Source organism: Streptomyces sp. CBMA152 (assembly GCF_014596475.1).
Lineage (GTDB): Bacteria > Actinomycetota > Actinomycetes > Streptomycetales > Streptomycetaceae > Streptomyces.
On the sequence record NZ_MECJ01000015.1, the window covers coordinates 392,799 to 415,022 of the forward strand.

Below are 22,224 nucleotides of genomic sequence, written 5' to 3' on the forward strand. Positions count from 1 at the left end.
CCCCCCAATCCACGGAAGGAATCAGGCCAGTGGCCACCGAGACAGAGCCCACCGTCGAGCAGCAGCCGGAAAAGGCCACGGAACCATCCCGCGGCGACCGGATGAAGGCCGCGTTCGGTGTGCAGCGCGGCCACGCCCGAGCCCGCGTCGGAGAGTGGCTCGCCGCCGGCGACCTCGACGAGGCCGACGTCATCCAGATCGCCGCCGAGAAGAAGCAGCGCCAGCACGCCGCGAAGGTCGCCCACCAGGAGCGGGCCGTCGCCGAAGCACGCGGACACTTCCGACACGCCGAGAGGCGCGCCGAAGCCGGAGAGGCCATCGGCTTCGGCACCGTCGCCACGGCGGGCGGGCGCGTTGCCGCAGCAGAGTCGAGGCTCGAACACCTTCGAGCCACGCCCCCCTTGCCGCCCACCGACCGCGAGATCAACAATGTGCGGCACGGGAAGCGGGCCGGCCGCGCCGCGATCCTTGCCGGTGGCGGCCTCGCCTCCCTGCCCACGTTCGGAACGGCGATAGAGATGGCCGCCCACGGGCAGCCGCTCGTCCTCGCCGCCCTCGGTACGGCGGCTGGCTACGGCTGGTACCTCGTGTCGCGCCCTTTCGTCGACGGCCAGCCTGCATCTGCCCCGAGCATCCCGGTGCAGCTGGCCTCGCCGGTGAGCATGACGAAGTCCGAACAGCCGACCGGACAGCGGGACTTCAACGCCCCGCCGCCGCCCGCGCTCACGGTTGAGGAGCTTGACCAGGCGCTCCGCAACATTGGCGAGGTCAGGCCGAACGAGCAGATCCAGATCCTGGCCGTGCCGCAGCGGGAGAAGGACGGCAACACCACTGTCGTCTTCGACCTGCCGCCGCGTACCACCGTTGCCGAGCTGAAGAAGAAGCTGCCCAAGCTGGCCGGAGCCCTTGGCCGCGACGTGTCCATGGTCGACGTCGAGAAGGCAGGGACGGAGGCGCGCACCTCGCTGTGGCTGACCGACACGGATCCATTCGCGGCCACACGCCCCTCCCCGCTCCTTCGGAAGCCGACTCAGCTGGACGCCTGGAAGGACGGCGTACCCGTCGGCTGGAACAAGCGCGGCATCACCATCCGGCTGGCCATCAACAACCAGTCGTTCGTCATCGCGGGCACCGCTCGTTCCGGGAAGGGCGTCGGCGCCTCCAACCTGGTCGTGGGCGCCGGCTTTGACCCGCGCATCAACCTGCGGATCGTGGCCGGTAAGCAGAACGCGGAGTGGAACCCCTACGCCAAGGCGGGCGTCGCCAGCACCTACTTCAAGCCCGACCCTGCCCGCCTGCTGGCGCTCTTGAAGGCACTGCTCGCCGACAAGGACCGGCGTGAACGTGCCCTCAACGATCTCGGCAAGAGCAAGCTGGTCGCCACCATCATCGAGCAGATCGGCGGCCTGGAGTTCCTCGTCATCGACGAGCTCGCCACCTACACGCGGCCGGGCAAGCCGCTGCGTGAAGAGATCCTCGAAGCGCTGATCGAACTGTCCGCGGTCGCCCTCGGAGCGGGCATCATCCTCGTGCTGATCACTCAGTACCCGGAGGTCGACGTCATCCCGCAGGCCCTGTCCGCGAACCTTGGGGCAAAGTGGGCGATGCGCGTCGAGAACGCCACCCAGTCCAACGCCATCCTCGGCGCAGGGCAGGCGGGCGCCGGCCGGGATGCCAGCAAGTTCGATCCTCCGCGCCCCGGCTTCGGCTGGCTGGTGAACCCGTTTGCCGGGGTCACCGACCTGGCTCGCAGCTTCGATCTGGACGAGGACGAGCGCGACGAGATCACCATGCTGCTGGAGAAGGCCGCGAAGATCCGCGAGACGGCGGGCCGGCTGGCCGGGCAGTGGGACGACCCGATCGAGCAGCACCTCCTCAACGCCACCGGCCTGTCGTCGGCGGCGGGCGGCCCGAAGCGAGACGGAGTGCCGGGCCGCAACGTGCTGCACCACACGCCCGAGGAGCGCATGCAGATGGATGCCTGCCGCGGTGCGCTCGCCGCGATGCGCGAGCTGGGTCGGGACGTGGCCCAACTGGCCGAGATGACGGAACTCATCGGCGACACCATGACCGAGACGCGGCTCGGCAAGCTCCTGCGCGACGCGGGGGCGGGCGGCACGGTCAAGGTCGACATCGACGGCGTGGGCCGCGTGAACGGCTACCAGAAGGCCGATATCGCCGACGCGCTGAGCCTCCTCGAAGGCAACTGATATGTGAGCTTTGCCCCGAGATCAGTACCCGGACATCAGCCGGTATGCCCCGGTCTATCCACCCGGACAGGCCGAACGACACCCGGACACCGCCCGGGCCGTGTCCACCCCCTATCCAACCCCGCCTGGGGTGCAGACCGGGGCAAACCACGCCCTGTCCGAGTGAACAAACCATCATAAACACCGTAAACAGGAGACCCTGATGACCACCTACGACCGCACCCGCCGCGACGCCAAGAAGGCCAGCCGCGAACTGAAAAAGGGCGACACCTTCTACGTCACCCTCGACGTAGCCAAGAACATCGCCCCCTACGAGGACAGCCACCTCTACAGCGAGTACACCGTCACCGGCGACCACCCCCTCCTCGGCGGCGCCATGGTCGGGGGTCAGTCCGTCGAGGGCATCGTCCTGCGCGACGGACCGATCCACACCAGGCCGCCCAAGGGGCTACGGAACATCGCGTCGCCCGGCCCCCAGGACGATGCCCCGCTCGGCAGCGACTACGAGGCCTTCCTCGACGAAGCCGAACTCCGCGGTCTCGACAAGCGCGTCCGCCAGGGCAGCGACCCGCAGAAACGCGGCCGCCTCAACTCCTGGCGCGTCTGATGATCACTGTTGCCGAGACCGGTACGAAGTCGTCACCGGCCGTTGCGCCGGGCGACCTCAGCCTCGATGCCCGGATGGCGCTGACCCTCGCCGAAATGGACGGGCGCTGCCGCATAGCCGTCCTCGCCGTCGACATCAACAGCGCCCACATCGCCACCGAAGCGCCCGCAGTCGGCGCAGCGCCCCCTGCCCTGCCTGTGCCGTGCCCCAGCCCGTACAGCACGCCGATCGCCGCGCTCCTGCACCGGGCCCGCATCCGGATCGAGACCGACGGCTGGTGCCGCGACGCCCTGTACGACGACTCCGGCGCTATCTGCCCCGAACACGCAATCCGCCTCGAAGCAGCCAGCCGCCAGCAGGGCTATGACGCGAGCGTCCTGCTCCTCGAATCCATCCGGCGCCACTGGCAGGCCGAGACGATTCCGAGCTGGAACGCGCAGCAGACCAGCGTCGCGCCCGTTCTCCTGGCATTCGACCGCGCCGCCGAACTCGCCCACAACCGCAGCATCTGATCCAGGGAGACCGATGATGACGCAACGCACCAACCCCGATCCCGGCAGCCAGATCTGCGGATACCAAATCGCCTACGGCATGCCGTGGTCGGAGTACTGCGCCGAACGCAAGGCCAAAGACAAGTACTTCTGCGCTGACCACGATCAGATCGTCCTGGAGGAAGACGGCGAAGTCCGTCCCCACGGCGCAGCAAAGGGGCGGTGACTATGGGAATCAGCATCAGCCATGGCGCCAAGGGCCCCCGCTCCGCGCTCACCATCAGCAACCTCGGCCAGCAGCTCGCCCACGTCCTCACCGCCGCCGAATGGCGGGAGATCGCTGACCTGTTCGACGGCTCGTTTGCCGACATCGCCAGCGTCCCGCCCCGTGAAGCCGGCCGCATCGGCGACCTGCTCCACAAGGGCGCCCGTCACCGCCTCATGGCCGCCGACTGGGGCGACCTCGCCGCCGAACTCGGAGACGCCGCCAACCGCGCCGCGCGCGCTGGACAGAACTGGGAGTGGACCTGACCCGCATCCAGGACACGCACACCCGCGGCCTCTTGGCCAAAACCATCAACCAGCAGTAGAGGAGACCACATGCCCGACACCTGGAATGGCGAGCCGCTGCCGGAACGCGGCAGGAAGTTCACCGATATCCACTACCGGCTGTACGACCGCCGCACCAAGCGACTGCTCAGCTTCAACTCGACGAACAGCATCGACTGCATCGTCACCGACGTACTCCGCACCCAGCAGGAACACCTCGACGCACAGATCTGCGCCGTCGAATACGACGGCCCCGCCTACCCGAACTAGAGGAGACCACCATGACCACCGCCACGATCACCGCCGACGACCTCGTCCGCCGCTACGCCGAGGACATCGCCTACGTCGCCGAACAGGCCCCCGCCACCGACCTCGACGCGCTCGTCGGCCAACTCGACAGCGCGGCCAGGAACTTCGACATAGCTGGCATCAACGGCCACGAAGACCTGGAGACGGCCGGCACGCTGCTCGGCGAGGCCATCAACGCGGACGGCATCGAGCGCGGCGTCTTCCTCCGCAAGGCCGACGAACTCCTCACGCCACTCTGGGACATGACCAGCGAGTACCGAGACATGGTCGGCGACTGACCCGTGGACATCACCGAGCCGACCGCGACCGCGTGGCCCGACGACGATGTCGGCTGCGAGGCGGAAGGCTGTGCGGGCCAGTTCACCCAAGGGCGTGACTACCTCTGCGAGCGTTGCGCCGACGCCTTCGACCAAGCCCGCGACGAAGCCGTGCAGCTCGGAGAATGATGGCGTGATGTTCAGCCGACAGATCTGGTTCGACCGGCAGGGCGAGCCCATCGACTCCGACGTCTAGCCAGCCACCCTGCGGCCCCTGCCATCCCCGGCAGGGGCCGTCGTCATGCGGTGGGCTCCTCGCGGGGGCGCGCCGGATCCGCGCTGTAGAAGCCGTCCAACTGCACGTTCAGCTCGGCCAAGTCCGGGTGCTCGGCGACGTCCCGGGCCTCCGCCTCGGTCAGCAGGTTCATGAAGCGCTCGATGGACCGGGTGGTGAGCACCATCTCGGCCGACGCCTCCAACGCCGCAGCCCTCAAGCGGTGGCGCTTGGCGAGGATGCGAAGAACGCGGGCGCGGATCTCGTACTCGTCGGGCTGCTCGCTCACGTGCGCTTCACCTTGCTGCTTACGTGGTGCTCGTGCCGGGGTCCCAGCTAGCCGGTCTCGTTGCTGTTCCTGGACCTGCTCTATCAGGGCAATTTGGTCGAGTGGAAGGCTGCGGAGCGCTCGCGCCTGATACGCGCGGGCTCGGGGCTCCAGTGCGCTGCGCCTCGGCCCCCATCTTTTCGTGCCGTCGAGGCAGGACATAGTCGAGTTGCAAGCGTCGCAGAGCATCCCGCGGATTGCCCGAAGCCTGGGCTGCCACGACTCAAAGTGGTCCACGACGAGGCGCCGCCCGCCCGTCTCGGGCGCGGGTGTCTGGCAGATCTCGCAGCGACCAGCTGCGCGCGACCACATCTCGTCGTACTCATCGCACGTGAGCCGGTGGTAGATGAAGTGGTGGCATGGGTTTCCGGACCGGGAGTGGCGGTTCTGCGCTCTCCTGAATGCCGCTCCGTCGCTACGCCTCACGAGGGTTTCACCTTCCCATCGCGGATGCGGGCGACGTATTCGCGGGTGAATCCGGACGCCTTGACGACCTCGTTGAGCCGCCCGCGCACCTGCTCCTCGCCGCGCTTCTCTGGGAAGACCTGCGGGATTAGATCGAAGATGCGTGCCCGGTCTGCGGCCATGCGTTCGGTGAGGGCGCGGATCTCTTCGATCTTCTGTGCGTCGATGTCTGCCATGACTCCAGTGTGCCACCCCTGTAGGCGAACTAGGTGTGCCAACTGTGTAGACAGGAGAACTGAGTAGGCATACATTGGTCTCACTGGAGACGCCGAAACAAGGGGGACCCCATGAACCACACCGTCGCCGCGATCCGCCGCAGCATCCGCGCCGCCCTCACCACCAGCCGCCCGCTCGGCTACGCCACGCTCTCCGGCATCATCGGCGCCCACGTCAACACCGGCCGCCTCGTGAGGACCGGCGACATCCTCGACCGCATCGGCGCCGGCGACCTCCCCGACGGACAGAAGTCCTGGTATGGCCGCCATGTCGCCAAGGCGTACCGCGCCTGCCACCTCGGCGCCGACACGGTCCGCGTCTGGAGTCAGCACCGCACCACCGGCCGCTGGATTCACGTCTACGTCTATGACCCGGCCGACCCCGCCCTGTACACCGCGCTTCACAGCTACAAGGCCACCCAGCCCTACGCCGCCACCTCGTTCGCGGAGGTCGCCTAGTCCAACTTCGCCGCCTCGTCCGCCTGTCCTGCCTACGCTGGAGTCGTCATGACCCGTCAGACCCGCCACGCCCTCACCGCGCTCACCCGCATGACCCCCGCCCGCCGCAGTGTCGTGCAGGCGGCCGCGGTCGAGTACCTGTCGCAGGTCGACCGACGGCGCCTGCCCGTCGGCTACGACCGGGCGATCGGCCACGACGACGACAACCGGGCCGACGCGTTCACCATGCGGCGCGGCAACGTCATGGCCCGCCTGCTCGGCCTCGGCGTCCAGCCCCACGACCCCGACCTGCCCGACACCGCCCGCGCCGTCCTCGCCGCGATCGACACCACGCCCCGCGAGCTGACCAAGCTGGGTGAGGCGAGCGGGCAGTCGCTCCTCGTCGCCGCCCTCTGGCTGGCCACCAAGTGACCGCGCCGCCGCCCCGTCTCCTCCCGTGGTGGGAGGAGACGCCCGACGAGTGCGCGCGGGCCGACCGGGCCTACTACGCCGACCAGTACGACGCTGCGGACGATGACGTCGACGGGGACGACGACCAGTAGCCGGGCTGGAGTCGCATACTGGGCGCCATGAGCGAACTCGCGCCCGACGATGACGCCTTGATGGCCCTTGTCGAGCAGGTGTACCGCGTCAACCGCGCCGACGTCGCTACGGGCCGGGAGCGGATCCGGGACGACCTCGACGCGATCGCCGCCCAGCTGACGGAGACGCTGCTCCCGGCCGACATGCGCGCCGCCGGGTTGCGGTTCGAATGGGCGGAGGAGCGGTGAAGGAGTGGATCGTCGTCTACAAGGAGTCGACCGTCGTCGACGCACTCGTCATGGAATGTGAACGGTGGGAGCCGGACAACCCCAACTCCTGGCTTCCGTTGTGCCCGGTGTGTGGTGCGCAGCCGGTGGATGTTGCTGTCGACGCCGATCTCAACTCCGATCCCTATGTCGTCAGGAGCGTGTCGTTCACGGGCTGCTGGCATCGCATCGTGCCTATTTGGACGATGTAGACCGAGGGGACAACGTGAAGGAACTCGCCCCGGCCAGCGACGCCTTGGAGGAGCGGTGAGCGCACAGCATCCGATGGTCGACCGCGTCCTGACCGCCAGCGACCCGGAGCCGCCCGCCGGTACCGTCGTGCGGGACGACTGCGGCACGATATGGAAGAACGACGGCCACTACCCGGCCTGCTGGGTTGAGCCCGACGCCGACGTCCACGACCCCGAATCCTGGACAAAGATCGCCGGAAACTATGGGCCGGTCACCGTGATCGAATGGGTCAGCGAGTACAGGTACAGCACTATGCCGGGCTACGGCGTCCTCCCGGACGATCAACTCGTCCTGGTAGTCGCCGCGCTCGTCGACCCGGGCGGCCACGCCAGCGATGCCGCCGAACGCGCACAGAACATCATCCGGCTCGTCCGCGCCAACACCACCTGCATCGGCGACATGAACCGAGGCTGCTACTGATGGGCGAAGACGAGCAGGAGAACATCCAGGTCATGCGCGAGATGGAGAACCGCCGGTGAGCAACTTCGCGAAAGATGGCTTTGTCGGGGATCGCGTCATCCTCGGCCCTGAGCACGTAAACGGCACCGGTCAGGTGTACCTCGACGTGCAAGGCCCCATCCACCTCTCGAACGCCGAGGCGAGGGAAATAGCGGCAGCGCTGGTCGAGGCGGCCGACTACGCCAGCGAACGGCAGGCAGAGGAGAACGCGTGACCACTCCACGCTGGGGCCACAAACCCGCCCCGGTCGCCGATCGGTACGCCTACTGGAGCGACGCCCCGCCCGCCCCCTCTGACCGCGCGGTGTACTGGATTCGCCGATGGCGTGAGGGGACCTGGCGCCCCAACCGGTGGCTCCTACGCGAGTGCTACGACTGCCGCTCCAGCATGCTCGGGATCTGGATTTGGGAGTCCCGGTTCGTCCTTCACTCGCTCGACTCGGCATCCGACAAGCCGGTGAGCGAGGTTGCGGCGGTGGCCGTCGAGTGGAGCAACGACCCTCTGGGCCCGTACTGGCGGGAGCTGGAGATGCGGACACGGCCCGAGGATGGTGGGGATGATCTGATAGCGACGCTGGCTGGAGCGATGCAGGCGGCGGTTCCGCCACCAGCGGAGGCGCGGCATCCACTGGCGAGGTGGTGACGGTGACGGACACGGACCGCATGGTCGTGTGGCTGCGGGAAGCCATGGACGCGGCCGAGTTGGCGGCCCAGAAAGCTGCTGAGCTGTGCGGCTGCCATCCGCCATCCCCGGCATGGGCCTTCGGTGACGAGGCGACGGAAGGCCGGATCCTCATCGTGAACGACCCGCATCCGGGCGTGAAGCGGAAGATCCATAGGCGGTGGAGCGGGTCCTACGAGGGCCTGTACATGGCCGAGCACATCGTCCGGCATGACCCCGCTGCGGTACTTCACCGGATCGCCGCCGACCGGAAGCTCCTCGACGACCTCCTCGCAGAGAAGCACCAGACGTGTGAAGACGAGTACTACAGCTGCCCAGCTGGCGACGCATACGCGGCGGGCCAGTTCGGCACGCAAGAGTGCACCTGCGGCCGGGACGCCCGCGTTGCACGCCGGGTCCGCCTGCTCGCCGAATCCTGGGGCCGGACCGAGGAGACACCGTGAACTCCTGGACGTGGGCGGCCTTCGCATTCGCTGGCGTCGTCTGGACGGCCGTCTCGGTGACGAGGACCTGGCGACGAGAACGCGCCCTTACCGCGCAATGCCAAGCCGACGAGCAGGCAAAGACGGAAGCACTTATGCGGCAGATCGCCAAAGGCCACGGCTGACACCCAGGCGTCGTCACGCCCCAGGTGCACACTTGGCTCAGCCGCCACTCGCCTCACCGCCGAGGAGCCAGCCGTGCCCCACACCCCCGAGAACCTGGACGACTACCAGTGGCCCGCCTGTACGTCGTGCACCAAACCGCTCTGGATCAGTGAAATCGAGGACGGCCGGTACGCCTGCCGCCCCTGCGAGGACAAGGCCCGCACCCGACTCGCCGCCCTCCCCGGCCTGTTCGCCGAGCTGAACCGCACCGCCACCCTCATGCACGGCTCCCGCAGTCCCAGCGCCGCGACCTCCGGCAGCCGCGTACCCCCGATCCCGCCCCGCCTGGACGTCCTCGCCCTCACCGGCCCCGGCGGCGCAGCAGCCCGACTCCGCGACATTGAGGACGCCTGGCGGGCCGCGCTCGGCTGGACCATCGCACCCTGGCGGGGATCACCAGCCCAAGCCGTTCCCGAGCACGTCCGCTTCCTGACCAACAACCTGCCGTGGGCGACTGGCAGTTACGAGGAGGTCGGGCAGGACATTGACGACATCCGCCGCCTCCACGGCGAGATGACCGCCGCGGTGACTACTGAACGACGGCCGGGCCGCGTGAAGGTCGGCCTTTGCCCCGCCCCCGCCGAGGAAGGAACATGCGGCGTCCAACTGACCGCCAGCAGCGGCAAAGAACAAATCCGCTGCCCGGCATGCGGGGCCGCATGGATCGGGAAAGACGGCTGGGACGCCCTCCGTGACGAACAACAGAAGGCCTTGCAGCGGGACGCTGGAGTCGCAGCATGAGCGACATCGCCTTGACGGATGCTAGTTGAGCTGTAAATCTGTTCATTGATCGTGGCACACGAGTCACAACACGCTGATGGAGCCCCCGCCGTGAACAATCCGGCGGGGGCTTTCGCGTACCCGGGGGGTGCCATGGTCGCCTTCCCGAACCCCGATGGCATCGAACTGCACTTCACCCAAATCGAATACGGCAGTCAGCTCGGCGACCTCTGGGAGGCCGCCCGCACTGCGGGAGTGAAGCCCGGCACCATCCACGTCTGGGTCAGCAGAGGCAAGATCGAACCCGTGCTCACCGGCGACGGCGGAACGTATTTTCACCTCCCCACCGTTCAGGCCGCAGCCAAGGCCCGCGCCAAGTTCACCCCGGCAGACCCGGCCGCCAACAGTCGCGGACCCCACGCCCACGCCGCCTGACCCCCAACTGCCTGCGGTGCGGCTCGCAGGCCGGGCCCGAGTACCCCCTGTTGCTCGGCCCGGTCCGCCCGGCCGTGGGGGCCGGGCGGGCTCACCCGCTCGGGGCCACTTCATTCACCCCCAGCTGAGGCCCCGAAGCCCGCTGCCCCGGTCTCGATCCGCCGGGGCAGCGGGACCCCTTGCAGCCCCGACACCCCGACCTGCCCGGCCACCGTGCGTGCCGGGCGTTTTCGTGCCACGGCCCGCGCCTGTTCCGGTTGGGGAACTGCGGACAGGCCGGGCCGTGCGCACCCCAGTTCCCCCGCAGTTCCCCAAGGAGACCAGTGGACCACCACCCCATCGCCGACCTGTTCCCGATGCTCGCCGACGACGAGCTGGCAGACCTCGCGGAAGACATCAAGCAGCGCGGCCTGCTCCAGCTGATCGTTCTGGACCCGCAAGGCCGCATCCTCGATGGACGGAACCGCCTCGCTGCGTGTGAACGGGCAGGGGTCGAGCCGGAGTTCACCACCTATGACGGTGATGACCCCGACGGATATGCCGTCTCGGTGAACATCACGCGGCGCCACTTGACCAAGGGCCAGCAGGCAATGGTGATCGCGAAATCGCGGGCTGTTTTGTCGCAAAACACGATGCGCGGCATCGCTGCCGACCAGAAGATCAGCGCCTCGCGGGTGGCTTATGCCGCCACGGTACTCCAGCATGCTCCCGATCTCGCTGACGCTGTTACTGCTGGGGCTATGTCTCTGGATGAGGCGTACAAAATCGCGCGCGAGAACAAGACCAAGGCGGAAGGCGTCGAGGCGCAACTCGCGCGGCTCCGCGCAGAGGACCCCGAACTCGCAGACCGCGTCGTCGAGGGCGAGTTGACCCTTCCTGGCGCCTGGGCGGAGTGAAAGGCTCGCGCTGCTGAGGAGGAACGGCAGCGGAAGGTCTCCACGCACCTCCTCTGCGAGATCGTGCCATCGCTGGCCCAGACCCAAGGCACGGTCGCCTTCCGTCAGTACGACCCCGGCGAGGCGCTCCCTGGTCGGGCAATCACCCGCCAGACCATCGCCAAGGCCATGGCCGCCTTGCAAGAGATGGTGGGCGCGTGGCAGGAGCGTGACCTGCCGTGAGCACCGCAGACGCACGCCTCTGGGAGATCGTCGAACAAGCCGCCCAGGCCGTAACAGACGGAGTGACAGGCCGACTTGAGAAGAAAGAACTGGTCGCCGAACTCCGTGAACGCCTCGCCGACAACAGCCTGATGGACCACGTCCGGGCTGTCACGCTCGATCGGCTCGCCGAAAGTCTGGCCCGTGGATTTGGAGAACGCAGAAGCCCCAAGCCAGGCAGGCCATCGGGCATGTTCCACCCGAGGTCCATCCTCAAGCTCGGCGACGGCAAGTGGATCTGGATGGCGGAGGCCACCGACCGCGACCTCATCGAATGGGGTCGCCAATCCACAAAGAATCTGGCCCGCGTCGCTGTTGCCGAAGGGGCCCGCCAGGCATACGTGGCTGAGCGGCTAGAAGCATTCCAGACACATCCGGGGTGGCTGCTGGGCCGGATCGAGCGCGAGGTCTTCAACCACGTCGAAATCGAGGATCCGCCGAACTCGCCAGATCCCGACTGGGACGAGGCCTGATCCACGACGGACGGCCGCCGCCTGATGGCGCACCCCAGACCAGGCGACGGGCGCTCCCCCTGAAGGCGGTGGCGATGGTGGCACGGATCCAGATCCTGCAACTCCCCGACAGCATCGACGAGATCGCCCCCTTCGTGCTGATCTTCGATCAGGCGCAGGACCTGAACGCCGCGATCGAGCGGCTCGACTACGACCCGCTCGCCGCCCTCAAGGCCGCCACCGGCGCCCGCGCGGTGTTCATCACCGAGGCCACCGTCAACGTCCGCTGAACCGGGGCCCAGGCGGACACAACCCAAGTCTCGGGGCCGCTTCTCCCGCCGTCCCCCGGCGGAGCCCCGACGTCCCGCTGCCCACCGCGCCCACGCCACCGGCAGCGGGACACCCCCACGAATGCTGAGCCGGAGGCGCGCATGACCGTGACAGCCGACCAGGCCATCGCTAACGCTGCCCGACTCCTCGACCGCGCCGAGATCGAACTGACGAACCTGCCACTCATGGAGCGCCTCGACGAACTAGCGGCTTCCTGGTTGCAGCTGGCGGCGATGCTGCTGGAACGCGAACGCGTCTGATCACAACTTCCGTCGCCCGGCCGGGCCGGGACAGGGCCCGCAGGCTGGCCGGGTCATGGTGCACCAGCAGCGCCTGGCGACGGAACACCCCCACGGTCAGGGAGGACGACGTGAACACTGACACCACCGGCCCGGCACCAGCACCCGCCGGACCGACGTGCAGCCTGTGCGGGCAGCGTGCCGCCGTCAACTGGCGGCGCAGGCTCACCGACGACGAGTTCACCGCGCACCTTGCCCTGGAGCAGGAACGCCGCGACGAACGCCTGCTCCTCGCCGACAAGAAGCAGCCTGTGCCCGACTTCGGCCCGATGCCTGAACCCGGCGAGACCCTGCGCACCGTGTACGGCTGCGTCAACCACGCCATCAGCCGGGAATCCGCCGCGCTCATCCACAGCAAGACCTGCACAGCCCCGGCCGTCGCCGACCTGCCCGGCTGCAACTGCACCCCCGAGCCGGCACCCGCGCCCGAACCCGACCCGACGCCGCAGCAACTGCCGCCCGGCTGGGACTGAGGGGGATTCGATGCCCCGCCCCCGAGCCGAACGCGCCGCCACCGCTGACCGGCGAGCCAAACTCGTTGAATACCGGCGCCGAAAGATCCCCTACACGCAGATCTACGAGGAACTCGGCTACGCCAACGCGAACGCCGCCTCCAAGGACTTCCACCGCGCCCTCGAAGAGTCGATCGCAGCACAGCACGCCAGTGTCGAGGTCTACCGCGAGGAACAGCTGATCGAACTGGACTACCTCGCCGAGGAAGCCCACAAGATCCTCCGCGCGCGCCACTACGTCGTCACCGCCAGCGGACGGATCGTCGAGGACCCCGAGACCGGCCAGCCCCTGCAAGACGACGGGCCCGTCCTCGCCGCCATCGACCGGCTTGTCAAAATCCTCGACCGCATCGCGAAACTGCGGGGCCTGGATCAGATCAAGGTTCAGGTCCTCACGATCGACGCGATTGAGGCGGAGATCGAACGGCTGTCAACGGAGCTCGGCGAGCCCGTCATTCCGGAGGCTTCGTAAGAAGCGGGGGTGATGGCGATCAATGTCGTCACCCCCACCCTCACTCAGCCTGCTGAAGCTGCAACGGCTGAGGGAACTGAAGCAACTCCAAGCCGAGATCCGACAGCGTGAGGCCGAACGGCTCCGCCGGATCGACGTGTTCGGCCTGCTCGACTATGTGCCCACCGCCCGCCAGCAGCTCTTCCACGATGCTGAAGAGTTCGCCGTGCTCATGGGAGGCGCGGCGGGCGGCGGGAAATCGAAAGCCCTCACGATGGAAGCCATTCGGGCCTGCGTCCGCTACCCCGGCATCCGTGTTGGGGCCTTCCGCCGAACCTACGGCGAGCTGAAGGAATCCCTGCTCGCGGAACTCGCGTCGGTCGGCTACGCGGGAGCGCTCGGCGCCTCCTGGAACGGCACCGAGTACGAGCTCCGCTTCCCCAACGGATCCTTGCTGATGTTCCGCTACGCCGAATCCCTCAAGGACTCCACCCGGCGCCAGGGCGGCCAGTACCAGCTCCTGGTCTTCGACGAGCTCACCCTGACCCCGCCGGACGTCGTCGCCTTCCTGGAATCCCGGCTGCGGACCGGCCGCGGTGACGTCCCCGTCATCGGAGTAAGAGCCGGCACGAATCCCGGTGGCCCGGGCCACGGCGGCGTCAAGCAGCGCTATGTCGATGCCACCAGCTACGGCGAGCGCGTGGTCATCGACGAGCGTGGCCGGACAGTCCGCTTCATCCCGTCCAAGCTTGCCGACAACCCGCACGTGAACAGGGAGTACGCCGACGACCTCAAAGCCCTCCCCGAAAAGCTCCGCCGTGCCTTCCTCGACGGGGACTGGGAGTCGTTCATGGGGCAGGCCCTCAGCGAATGGCGGCACGAACGGCACACCATCGCCCCGATCGCACTGCCCGCCTCCTGGCGCCGCTACGTCGGCATCGACTGGGGCTACACCGCCCCTTGGTGTGTGCTGTGGGCGGCCGTCGACGAGGACGGCCGCGTCTGGTTCTACCGGGAGCTGTACGCCACCCAGGTTGGCGAGGCCGAACAGGCGCGCCGGATCCTGGCCGCCGAAGCCGCAGATGAACAGGTCGCCGCCCGGTACGCGGACGATTCAATGTGGGCCACCCGGGGCGATGCCCAGGCCGTCGCCGATGTCTACGCGCAGCACGGCGTGCCACTCACCGCCGCTGGTAAAGGACCCGGTTCGCGTCTGTCCGGGCTGCAACGCTGGCACTCCTACCTCGCCGAAGCGCCGGCCTGTCCGCACCATCGTGCTCAGGGATGGGAGACCTGCCCGAAGGTCCACGTGTTCACGACCTGCGCCAACCTGATCCGCACGCTGCCGGTCCTTCCGCACGCCATGAGCGGCAACCCCGAGGACGTCGACACGCACGCAGAGGATCACGCCTATGACGCCGGTCGCTACCTATTGATCAACTTGGGTGGCGGGGCCCGCTTCCACTTCCCGGCCCCCGAGCCTGCCGTGCGGGCGCTCGACCCGAACGTTCAGGGTGCGGCGCCGGTCGCGGCGCCGCCGTCGATCGGCGGGTTCCCGATCCTGTCAGGGGGTGACCCGTGGGCGCTGTGACCTGGCTGCGCGAGCGCTTCGGGCGCACCCCCGTGACGGAGTCGGCTCCGGTCGTGGAGTCGCTGGAGGCACCGACTCCCGCGCAGGTCCGCCGTATCGGGTACGAGTACGGGCTCCCACTCAACATCCAGAACACGAGCAGTCTGACGTCGGCGACGTCGGAGCGGCAGCAGGTTCTCGCCCAGCTCCATCAGGCGTACATGTCGTGCAACTGGGTGTCCGCCTGCGTCGACCTGATCGCGCGGACGGTGACGGCCGGCGGCCTGCAGGCCGTGCCCGAGAACAGTCCGACCGGAGACGGGACAGCAGCGGACACTCCCCAAGTCGCTCGTCTGCGGCGCCTGATGAGGTTCTGCAACGCCCGCGAGGACATGGTCCAGCTGCTGCGGAACGTGGCCACCGATCTGCTGTTGTTCGGCGATGCCTACCTGGAAGTGGTGCTCCTGCTGGGGGAGCCGGTCGCCTTGTACACGCTGGACGCCACCACCATGACCGTGGTCGCCGACCAGCACGGTGAGGTGTCCGGCTACATCCAGGACGTCGACGGGGTGCGTACCGTGAAGTTCGGCGCCGACCAGGTGATCCATATCAGCCTGGATGCGCCGCGCGGCGGTCTGTACGGCGTCAGCCCGGCACAGAAGGCACTGCTGCCCGTCACGGCGTGGCTTTTCACGATGGCGACCTTGAAGGAATGTTTCCGCAGGGGCGACCCGCCGCGCGTGCACGTCGACCTGGGGCATCAGCAGGAAGCGGACGTGCAGCGGTGGCGGGAACAGTACCGCGTCTTCAATCTGGGCCCGAAGGCCGTCGGCGAGCCGGTGATCACCACCATGGGCGGTGTGATCCAGGTACTCGATCAGCGGAAGGTCGCCGACTATCTGGACGCGGACCGGCAGCTGCGGGACCAGATCATCGCGTCGTTCGGGGTCCCGCCGGCCAAGCTTGGCATCATTGAGACCGGCAACCTGGGCGGCGGCACGGGTGAGGCGCAGGATAAGACGTTCAGGGTCAACACGATCATTCCGATCGCCAACCTGATCCTGGAGAAGCTGAACTTCCACCTGCTGATGCAGGGCTTCGGGATCACCGACTGGCACCTGGAGTTCGAAGAGATCGACTTCCGGGACTCGAAGGTCGTCGAAGAAATCCGCGAGAAAAGGCTGCACAACGGCGCCTACACCCTCAACCGGTGGCGTGCCGAGATCGGCGAACCTCCCGTCGACGGCGGCGACGACCCCATCTTCATGGAACGCACGTTCGTCGCGGACTGGGGCAGCATGCAAGACATGGCCAAGTCGTTCATCATCAAGAACCTGGGTGCCCAGGCGCAGCAGCCCGACCAGACGCCCAAGGACCCCAACGACTTGGCGCCGCCCTCGACGGGCGACGGACCCCAGGACCCCGAGGACAAGCCCGGGCTCGCCAAGGACGCTACCCAGGGCGAGCCGCCGGAGGAACTGTGGGACGACCTGTACCGGCGCTGCCTCGACGAGGCCCTGGCCAAGCTGTGACCTCACTACGCGGACACACCGACGAGGTGGACGCCGACCGACTCAACGGGTTCCACGTCCGCTGGTACAGCCACAACGGGGGCCGCACGACCGGCCCCTTCTTCACCATGGACGAGCTCACCGTCTACATGGCCCGGCATGACCTACCGGGCCCCGACGAGTTCCTCGCGCCGATCGAGCCGTAGGGGAGGTGACCGCCATGGGACCCGGACACCCGACACGCGCCCAGGACGTACTCCCGCTGATCGCGAAGCAGATCGGATGAGCGGCGGCAGCTACAACTACCTGCACACACACGCTGGGGGACTCGAAGACCAGCGCGGCGACATCGAGGCCATGGCAAAGTGCCTCGCGGGCCTGCCCTACGCCGAACGGGTCGCCGAGGCCACGCGCCGCGTCATGGCCCTGCTCGACGAAGCTGAGGCGGCAGCGCAGGAACTCGCAGATGTCTGGAAGGCCGTTGAGTGGTGGGACTCCGGTGACTGGGATGAGAACGATGTACGCGAGGTGATCGAGGAGTACCGCATCTCCTCTGCGGGCTGACGCAGGGGGTGGCCATGCCCGACGCCACCCTCCAGCTCGGCAACCTCAAAGGCGTGTGGCGCCCGGTCTACGCCCACCGCACCGCTCTCCACGCCACCGCCGACGCGATCATCCTCGCCGCGTGGAAGCGTGACGCTGCCGACCTCAACCTCGCCGACGTCATCGCCGCGTGGCGGCAGTCGACCGGTGAAACAGTCGACCACCACCGGCGCCAGGCCGCCGCCGCGATCGTCCTCACGGCCCTCCACGCCCACCCGTGGCGACGCACCCGGGCCGCCATCGCCACCGCCGCCAAACGAGCCCACCGCATCGGCTGGGCCACCGGCCACACTCTCGTCACCCGCGACAAGGCCGACGACACCCCCTACGACGACACCCCCGACAGCGGGTACGGCATCACCTCCCCGGACATGCCCGATGCGACCGCCGATGCCACCGCCACCGCCGTACTCACCACGGCCCTCGCCGCGACCGCGAACCGCGCCGGGCGCGCGATGGCGGACGGCACTGACGACTCCGAAGGCGACGCCGAGGACGTCGTCGATGACGGCTACGACCTGTCCCTCGCCGCCGACGTCGCCGCGTCCGCCGCCTACGGAGCCGGACTCCTCGCCGCCTACCTCGACGCCGGTACACAGTCGGTGAGCTGGATGGCAGCCGGGGACGACAGGGTGTGCGACCGCTGTTCGGCCAACGAGGCCGCGGGCCCGTACAGCCCGTTCGCAGTGCCTACTTTCCCAGCCCATCCTCGCTGTCGCTGCGTCCTTGTGTCCTGACCTGGAGGTCCACCGCATGCCTACGAACCCGGTGTTCACCCCGGTCGACGGATCTGGCAACGTGATCGGCGCCTCGGGCAGCCCGACCTCGGTGACGGTCACCAATACCGCAGCGGTGAACATCGCGAACTCTCCCACCGTGTTCACCGTCGTGCAGCCGCCGACCGCCCAGTACACCGAGGCTGCCCAGTCGAGGACCAGCGCCGGCAACACCGCGACACAGACGTGGACGAGCAACGTCTCGCAGGTGATCGTCGGCGTGAACGTGACGGCCTTCACGGGCGGCACCAATGTCGTCATTGGCCTCCAGCAGCAGGATGCCAACGGCGTGTGGCAGACCATCGGCTCCTCGTCCCCGATCACCGCCGTTGGCGCTGCCACGTTCTCCGTCGGCGCGGGCATGGCAACCGGAGCGGTGATCGTCTCCGGCGGCTCCTACCGACTCACCTGGACGCTGACCGGCACATTCTCGGCCCTGACGTTCCAACTGTCCGTGCAGGGCAGGTGACGCACCCATGTACGAGATCCCACCCAAGAGACGCGCCGTCCGCAAGGCCGTGACCCGCGCCGACGTCGAAGCCGCCGACGCCGACGCTGAATTCACCGACCGGCTCCTCGCAGCCATCGACACCGACCAGCAGGTACGGGCCGCGATTCTGCGCCTCGTCGCCGGGACACGCCGCCAGCCCCGCCCGACCACCACCACGCAGCTACGGGGGAGGGGGCGCTGATGGACAAGCGCATTGCCACGATCCACGGCACGATGCTCACCCCCGGTGTGAGCCGCAACAAGCGCCTGTACTCCCGCGAACTGATCGCCAAGGCCGCGGCACGCATGACGGAGCGGATCGCCGACCCCGACGGGCTGCCCATCGTCATGCGGTCGCATCACGAGGCCGGTGACGACAGCACCCGCATCGTGGGGCGCCTCACGGACGTCCGTGTCGGCGAGGACGGAGCGGCCCGCTACCGCGCCGACCTGTACGACACGGCCGCCGGACGCGACATCGCCGCCCTGGTCACCGGCAAGGACCCGGCCCTCAAGTCCGTGTCGATCCACGGGTACTGGCTCGGGCCCGTGAAGCGAGTCCAGTACGAGGGCGAGACGGTCGCGACGGGGTCGGACCTGGAGATCGACGCGCTGGACTTCACCGCGACCCCCGGCGTACCTGGCGCCTCGGTGGCCGTCGCCTCCTACCTGGACGGCCGTGCGCCCGCAGAGTCGGTCGACGGGCGCACAGCCATCAGCGAGAGTGTCGAGGTCACCTTGGAGCCCGTCACTGAAGAGGATCCTGGCGAGGCGTACTCGGCGAAGCAGAAGCGGGACGCGCTCGCCAAGGGCCAGGCGATGAAGAACGCATCGGGTGATCCGTCGTACCCCATCAAGTCCAAGTCCGACCTGCGCAAGGCAATCAAGGCTGTCGGTCGCGGCGGCGCCGACCACGACAAAATCCGGGCCCACATCGTGGCCCGCGCCAAGGCTCTCGGACTCACATCGATGATCCCCGACACCTGGAACAAGGACGGATCGATGAAGGAAACCACGACCCGCCTCGGGGAGATCCGCGAGTACTACCCCGACGGCCCCGGCGGCGGCGCCGGCTTCTGCATCGACGCCTACAACGGGCCGATCAGCCTGACCATGCGCGCCTGCGGAATCGAACCCGCCGAACTCCGGACCATCACCGCCGCCGCCATGACCGTGGCCGTCGACGCCCTCCAGGCCATGGACCCGGACATGGACGCCGACATCGACGTGCCCGGCGCCCCCAACGCTGACACTGACGGCGACATGGGGAGCGGCGAGAGCGCGCCGCCCGCTGCGGGCCAGCCACTCGCACGGGAACACGTCGCCGCACTCGAAGCAGCCGCTGACGCCGGACTGCTGACCCCCGGCCAGGTCATCACCTCGGCCGTCGTCACCGAAGCCCTCGCCCTCACCGAGACCGCCCCGCCCACCCAGGGCGCGGCCACCACCCACACCGAGGAGGAGGCCGCCATGGGCGAGCCCACCCCGACCGACGAGACCACGGCGGCCCCCGCCCGCAGCCTCACCGACGCCGACATCACCGCCCTCGGCGCCCTGTTCGGCACCGCACTGAAGGAAGCGATGGCACCGGTCACCGCCGCCCTCGCCGAGAACACCCCCAAGGCTGACAAGAACACGGAGGCCAAGGAGTCGGCGCCCGCCGCCCCGAAGCCGGCCAACCGGGCCAAGGAGTCGAAGAAGGCCCGCAAGGCCGCCCTCGCAGAGACCGTCGCCGAACTCCAGGCGACCTTCGACACCAAGCTCACCGAGGCACTGGCCAAGCAGCGTGACGAACTGCGCGAAACGCTCCTCAAGGAGCACGGCCTCCCCGAGCGCAAGGGCTACCGCGTCCACGAGAACGACAAGGCCGGTCCCGCGTCCGAGGACGACGCCGACGCCCTGTTCGCGGACCGCGCCAACACCCTGCTCGGCAACTACGGGCTCATGCAGCCCGCCCAGTAGGCATCAAGCACCTCCACGGCCCCGCCACTGCGCGGGGCTTTCGCATAACCCCAGACCTTTCGAGCCCGCCCGGCCCCATGCCGCGCTGGCTCTTTGCATGAACAGGAGGTGCCTCCATGCCCACTGAGCTGGAGGAAGCCATCACCACGGCGGGCACAGTCTCCCCGCTTATCCCCAAGGCCATCAGCCCGCTCCTGCTGGAGTACCAGCGCCGGTACTCGCCGCTGCTCGCCGCGATCCCGGCCCGGCAGTGGAACAGCACGCAGTACTTCTTCAACAGGCGCGTCAACCGGCCCGACTCCGGCGGCGTCGTCGACGGCGGCGCCCGCCCCATCGGCAACTCCGTCTACGAGCAGGCCGTCTTCAACATCAGGCTCTTCCAGGCCGTAGGCTCCGTCACCGGGTTCGCCCAGACGGTGACCAGGGACATCGTCGGCGACCTGCGTCAGATCGAACTCGACGGCACCGTCAGCTCGATGCTGTGGACGCTGGAAAACTCCTTCGTCTGGGGCAACGACGGCGCCACCGCGAACGGCGCGTACCCGATTTGCTCCGGCCTCGACTACCTCGTGTCCAACTGGACCGCAGGCACCGGCTCCAGCAACTACACCAACGCGGTCGACATCAACGGCAACTTCGCACTGCACTACCTCGACCAGCTCATCGACCTCGTCGAGTCCAACGCCGCGATGCCCATCGGCTCCCAGTACATGCTCGTCATGTCGCCGCGCATGGCCTCGGCTGTGTCGCAGGCATTCATCGCCCAGCAGCGCTTCGCCGCCCCCACCACCGTCGTGGGCGCCGGCCTGAACGTGCCGACCTACCGCGACGTGCCGATCATCAAGAGTTCGTTCCTGAGCCCTCGGAGCAACCAGATGGGCACCGTCACCACCGCGACCGCCACCACCGGCGGCACCTTGGCCGCGGCGACCTACTACTACCAGGTGTCCGCCGTCGCGGCCCGGTTCGGCGAGGTCCAGGCGTCGGTGGAGGTCTCCCAGGTCACCACTGGCGCGACCTCGACAGTGACGCTCAGCTTCTCCACGCCCACGAACCTCCCCGACGGTGCTGGCCCGATCCTGTACAAGGTGTACCGCGGCACCTCGTCCGGTACGGAGACCCTGGTCGGTACCGTCGACGCCTTCGACACCACCGGCACGGCTGTCACGAGCGTCATCGACACCGGGTCGAACCTGCTCACCAACAGCTCCGGCAACACGGGCCCGACCGGCTACCAGGGCGGCAACACCGGCGCCAAGCCCCGCAACGGCGTCCAGGAAGACATCTACCTGGTGCCGCGTGACGAGAACTTCCTCGTCCGCCCGTACACGCGCGACATGCAGATCATCCCGCTCGCGCCCACCGTCACCGCGCCCGACACGCTCCCCTTCGCATGTGTGACTGACACGACGCTTGCGTTCCGCGGCGTCAAGTACGGCGGCAGGCTCTCCCGCCTCGTGGCCGCCCTCTAGTCCCTGGTCAGAGCATTTTTGAGACGCCTTCACACGGATGGGCTAGGCTTGTTTTGCAATCTAGTCCACTGACGGCGACGGGTGGAGTGCGTCACCACTCCGCCCATCTGCCGGAGACCGTTAGGGGCGGTATCCGACGTGAGTGAGCGTTGCGTGGTGGGGTTCTGGGAGCGCGTGGAGAAGGTGGCGCTCACCGGTTGTTGGGTGTGGCGAGGGTCCATCACCCGTAGCAGGTACGGCCTGTGGTCGTCCACGCATGACGGCGAGACAAAAACGGTGTACGCGCACCGGTTCGCGTATGAGTTGCTGGTGGGCCCGATCCCTGAGAGCCATGTTCTCGATCACCTGTGTCTGAACCGGACGTGCTGCAATCCGGAACACCTTGAGCCCGTTACGCAGCAGGAGAATTTCCGGCGTGGAGTGGGGGGCCGAGATGGGGCAGCCTTCCAGCGCAACAAGACCCACTGCCCGCATGGCCATCCGTACTCGGGCG

General features: G+C 68.2%; 37 protein-coding genes and 2 pseudogenes. 36 read left to right on the forward strand and 3 right to left on the reverse strand.

Annotated features, from left to right (window positions below; genetic code table 11):
- The first annotated feature begins 29 nt into the window (after positions 1-29).
- The 8 genes from BG418_RS15270 to BG418_RS15305 all read left to right on the forward strand — a co-directional run bounded on the left by BG418_RS15270 (position 30) and on the right by BG418_RS15305 (position 4,612).
- Positions 30-2,210: a hypothetical protein gene (locus BG418_RS15270; protein WP_188274378.1), complete on the forward strand. Its 2,181-nt coding sequence runs from the start codon at positions 30-32 to the stop codon at positions 2,208-2,210.
- 202 nt (positions 2,211-2,412) lie between these two features.
- On the forward strand, positions 2,413-2,817 hold the full coding sequence (locus BG418_RS15275) for a hypothetical protein (protein ID WP_188274379.1): 405 nt from the start codon (positions 2,413-2,415) through the stop codon (positions 2,815-2,817).
- Complete coding sequence (locus BG418_RS15280; RefSeq protein WP_188274380.1) at positions 2,817-3,329, forward strand: hypothetical protein; 513 nt, start codon at positions 2,817-2,819, stop codon at positions 3,327-3,329. The genes BG418_RS15275 and BG418_RS15280 overlap by 1 nt, the downstream gene beginning before the upstream one ends.
- 16 nt (positions 3,330-3,345) lie before the next feature.
- Positions 3,346-3,534 carry a hypothetical protein gene (locus tag BG418_RS15285; protein ID WP_188274381.1) on the forward strand — a complete coding sequence of 63 codons (189 nt, stop codon included), beginning with the start codon at positions 3,346-3,348 and terminating at the stop codon, positions 3,532-3,534.
- A 2-nt stretch (positions 3,535-3,536) separates the two neighbouring features.
- Positions 3,537-3,839: a hypothetical protein gene (locus tag BG418_RS15290; protein WP_188274382.1), complete on the forward strand. Its 303-nt coding sequence runs from the start codon at positions 3,537-3,539 to the stop codon at positions 3,837-3,839.
- A gap of 69 nt (positions 3,840-3,908) precedes the next feature.
- Positions 3,909-4,127, forward strand: coding sequence for a hypothetical protein (locus tag BG418_RS15295; protein ID WP_188274383.1), 219 nt, complete (start codon positions 3,909-3,911; stop codon positions 4,125-4,127).
- 11 nt (positions 4,128-4,138) lie between these two features.
- The gene (locus tag BG418_RS15300) at positions 4,139-4,444 is read left to right on the forward strand and encodes a hypothetical protein (protein ID WP_188274384.1); all 306 of its coding nucleotides are present in this window, start codon (positions 4,139-4,141) and stop codon (positions 4,442-4,444) included.
- Positions 4,445-4,447: 3 nt separating this feature from the next.
- Positions 4,448-4,612 (forward strand): hypothetical protein, encoded by a 165-nt coding sequence (locus BG418_RS15305; RefSeq protein ID WP_188274385.1) that lies wholly within the window; start codon positions 4,448-4,450, stop codon positions 4,610-4,612.
- Between the two features lie 110 nt (positions 4,613-4,722).
- On the opposite strand, the gene BG418_RS40530 is transcribed toward BG418_RS15305, so the two are convergent.
- The 3 genes and pseudogenes from BG418_RS40530 to BG418_RS15315 all read right to left on the reverse strand — a co-directional run bounded on the left by BG418_RS40530 (position 4,723) and on the right by BG418_RS15315 (position 5,666).
- Positions 4,723-4,986: a hypothetical protein gene (locus BG418_RS40530; RefSeq protein WP_262928585.1), complete on the reverse strand. Its 264-nt coding sequence runs from the start codon at positions 4,984-4,986 to the stop codon at positions 4,723-4,725.
- Positions 4,987-5,196: 210 nt separating this feature from the next.
- Positions 5,197-5,451 (reverse strand): annotated as a pseudogene (locus BG418_RS41185) (endonuclease domain-containing protein); the annotation flags it as partial.
- Positions 5,448-5,666 (reverse strand): hypothetical protein, encoded by a 219-nt coding sequence (locus BG418_RS15315; protein ID WP_188274387.1) that lies wholly within the window; start codon positions 5,664-5,666, stop codon positions 5,448-5,450. The pseudogene BG418_RS41185 and the gene BG418_RS15315, both read right to left, overlap by 4 nt.
- Positions 5,667-5,777: 111 nt before the next feature.
- Between BG418_RS15315 and BG418_RS15320 the strand changes: the two genes are divergently transcribed.
- From BG418_RS15320 to BG418_RS41190, 28 genes and pseudogenes are all read left to right on the forward strand, one after another.
- Positions 5,778-6,164, forward strand: a complete 387-nt coding sequence (locus BG418_RS15320; protein WP_188274388.1) for a hypothetical protein — start codon at positions 5,778-5,780, stop codon at positions 6,162-6,164.
- A 48-nt stretch (positions 6,165-6,212) separates the two neighbouring features.
- Positions 6,213-6,575: a hypothetical protein gene (locus tag BG418_RS15325; protein ID WP_188274389.1), complete on the forward strand. Its 363-nt coding sequence runs from the start codon at positions 6,213-6,215 to the stop codon at positions 6,573-6,575.
- A complete protein-coding gene (locus BG418_RS40535) occupies positions 6,572-6,706 on the forward strand; it encodes a hypothetical protein (RefSeq protein WP_262928586.1) in 135 nt (44 codons plus the stop codon). The genes BG418_RS15325 and BG418_RS40535 overlap by 4 nt, the downstream gene beginning before the upstream one ends.
- Positions 6,707-6,733: 27 nt before the next feature.
- A complete protein-coding gene (locus BG418_RS15330; RefSeq protein WP_188274390.1) occupies positions 6,734-6,934 on the forward strand; it encodes a hypothetical protein in 201 nt (66 codons plus the stop codon).
- Positions 6,931-7,164: a hypothetical protein gene (locus BG418_RS15335; RefSeq protein WP_188274391.1), complete on the forward strand. Its 234-nt coding sequence runs from the start codon at positions 6,931-6,933 to the stop codon at positions 7,162-7,164. The genes BG418_RS15330 and BG418_RS15335 overlap by 4 nt, the downstream gene beginning before the upstream one ends.
- 55 nt (positions 7,165-7,219) lie before the next feature.
- The gene (locus tag BG418_RS15340) at positions 7,220-7,624 is read left to right on the forward strand and encodes a hypothetical protein (protein WP_188274392.1); all 405 of its coding nucleotides are present in this window, start codon (positions 7,220-7,222) and stop codon (positions 7,622-7,624) included.
- Between the two features lie 55 nt (positions 7,625-7,679).
- Positions 7,680-7,877 carry a hypothetical protein gene (locus BG418_RS15345; protein ID WP_188274393.1) on the forward strand — a complete coding sequence of 66 codons (198 nt, stop codon included), beginning with the start codon at positions 7,680-7,682 and terminating at the stop codon, positions 7,875-7,877.
- The gene (locus BG418_RS15350) at positions 7,874-8,305 is read left to right on the forward strand and encodes a hypothetical protein (protein WP_188274394.1); all 432 of its coding nucleotides are present in this window, start codon (positions 7,874-7,876) and stop codon (positions 8,303-8,305) included. The genes BG418_RS15345 and BG418_RS15350 overlap by 4 nt, the downstream gene beginning before the upstream one ends.
- Positions 8,306-8,307: 2 nt before the next feature.
- Positions 8,308-8,787, forward strand: coding sequence for a DUF6221 family protein (locus BG418_RS15355; protein ID WP_188274395.1), 480 nt, complete (start codon positions 8,308-8,310; stop codon positions 8,785-8,787).
- Positions 8,788-9,024: 237 nt separating this feature from the next.
- Positions 9,025-9,732, forward strand: coding sequence for a hypothetical protein (locus BG418_RS15360; protein ID WP_188274396.1), 708 nt, complete (start codon positions 9,025-9,027; stop codon positions 9,730-9,732).
- A 90-nt stretch (positions 9,733-9,822) separates the two neighbouring features.
- The gene (locus tag BG418_RS15365) at positions 9,823-10,146 is read left to right on the forward strand and encodes a MerR family transcriptional regulator (protein ID WP_188274397.1); all 324 of its coding nucleotides are present in this window, start codon (positions 9,823-9,825) and stop codon (positions 10,144-10,146) included.
- 323 nt (positions 10,147-10,469) lie between these two features.
- Positions 10,470-11,042, forward strand: coding sequence for a ParB N-terminal domain-containing protein (locus tag BG418_RS15370; RefSeq protein WP_317453658.1), 573 nt, complete (start codon positions 10,470-10,472; stop codon positions 11,040-11,042).
- Between the two features lie 63 nt (positions 11,043-11,105).
- Entirely contained in the window at positions 11,106-11,264 is a 159-nt protein-coding gene (locus BG418_RS39875; RefSeq protein ID WP_223184813.1) for a hypothetical protein, read from the forward strand.
- Positions 11,261-11,776 (forward strand): hypothetical protein, encoded by a 516-nt coding sequence (locus BG418_RS15375; RefSeq protein WP_188274398.1) that lies wholly within the window; start codon positions 11,261-11,263, stop codon positions 11,774-11,776. The genes BG418_RS39875 and BG418_RS15375 overlap by 4 nt, the downstream gene beginning before the upstream one ends.
- Before the next feature lie 74 nt (positions 11,777-11,850).
- Positions 11,851-12,045 (forward strand): hypothetical protein, encoded by a 195-nt coding sequence (locus tag BG418_RS15380; protein ID WP_188274399.1) that lies wholly within the window; start codon positions 11,851-11,853, stop codon positions 12,043-12,045.
- Between the two features lie 141 nt (positions 12,046-12,186).
- Positions 12,187-12,345, forward strand: coding sequence for a hypothetical protein (locus BG418_RS15385; RefSeq protein ID WP_188274400.1), 159 nt, complete (start codon positions 12,187-12,189; stop codon positions 12,343-12,345).
- 110 nt (positions 12,346-12,455) lie between these two features.
- Positions 12,456-12,857 (forward strand): hypothetical protein, encoded by a 402-nt coding sequence (locus tag BG418_RS15390; RefSeq protein WP_188274401.1) that lies wholly within the window; start codon positions 12,456-12,458, stop codon positions 12,855-12,857.
- A gap of 10 nt (positions 12,858-12,867) precedes the next feature.
- Complete coding sequence (locus BG418_RS15395) at positions 12,868-13,368, forward strand: hypothetical protein (RefSeq protein ID WP_188274402.1); 501 nt, start codon at positions 12,868-12,870, stop codon at positions 13,366-13,368.
- A 22-nt stretch (positions 13,369-13,390) separates the two neighbouring features.
- Positions 13,391-14,938 carry a terminase large subunit domain-containing protein gene (locus tag BG418_RS15400; RefSeq protein WP_188274403.1) on the forward strand — a complete coding sequence of 516 codons (1,548 nt, stop codon included), beginning with the start codon at positions 13,391-13,393 and terminating at the stop codon, positions 14,936-14,938.
- On the forward strand, positions 14,926-16,449 hold the full coding sequence (locus BG418_RS15405) for a phage portal protein (protein ID WP_188274404.1): 1,524 nt from the start codon (positions 14,926-14,928) through the stop codon (positions 16,447-16,449). The genes BG418_RS15400 and BG418_RS15405 overlap by 13 nt, the downstream gene beginning before the upstream one ends.
- 26 nt (positions 16,450-16,475) lie before the next feature.
- Positions 16,476-16,634 (forward strand): hypothetical protein, encoded by a 159-nt coding sequence (locus BG418_RS15410; RefSeq protein ID WP_188274405.1) that lies wholly within the window; start codon positions 16,476-16,478, stop codon positions 16,632-16,634.
- A gap of 76 nt (positions 16,635-16,710) precedes the next feature.
- Entirely contained in the window at positions 16,711-16,992 is a 282-nt protein-coding gene (locus BG418_RS15415) for a hypothetical protein (protein WP_188274406.1), read from the forward strand.
- 14 nt (positions 16,993-17,006) lie between these two features.
- Positions 17,007-17,768 (forward strand): hypothetical protein, encoded by a 762-nt coding sequence (locus BG418_RS15420; RefSeq protein WP_188274407.1) that lies wholly within the window; start codon positions 17,007-17,009, stop codon positions 17,766-17,768.
- 16 nt (positions 17,769-17,784) lie between these two features.
- The gene (locus tag BG418_RS15425; RefSeq protein ID WP_188274408.1) at positions 17,785-18,276 is read left to right on the forward strand and encodes a hypothetical protein; all 492 of its coding nucleotides are present in this window, start codon (positions 17,785-17,787) and stop codon (positions 18,274-18,276) included.
- Between the two features lie 7 nt (positions 18,277-18,283).
- Entirely contained in the window at positions 18,284-18,499 is a 216-nt protein-coding gene (locus BG418_RS15430; protein WP_188274409.1) for a hypothetical protein, read from the forward strand.
- Positions 18,499-20,259 carry a hypothetical protein gene (locus tag BG418_RS15435; protein ID WP_188274410.1) on the forward strand — a complete coding sequence of 587 codons (1,761 nt, stop codon included), beginning with the start codon at positions 18,499-18,501 and terminating at the stop codon, positions 20,257-20,259. The genes BG418_RS15430 and BG418_RS15435 overlap by 1 nt, the downstream gene beginning before the upstream one ends.
- A 116-nt stretch (positions 20,260-20,375) precedes the next feature.
- Complete coding sequence (locus BG418_RS15440) at positions 20,376-21,731, forward strand: hypothetical protein (protein ID WP_188274411.1); 1,356 nt, start codon at positions 20,376-20,378, stop codon at positions 21,729-21,731.
- A gap of 276 nt (positions 21,732-22,007) precedes the next feature.
- A pseudogene (locus BG418_RS41190) lies at positions 22,008-22,127 on the forward strand (HNH endonuclease signature motif containing protein); the annotation flags it as partial.
- Positions 22,128-22,224: the final 97 nt, after the last annotated feature.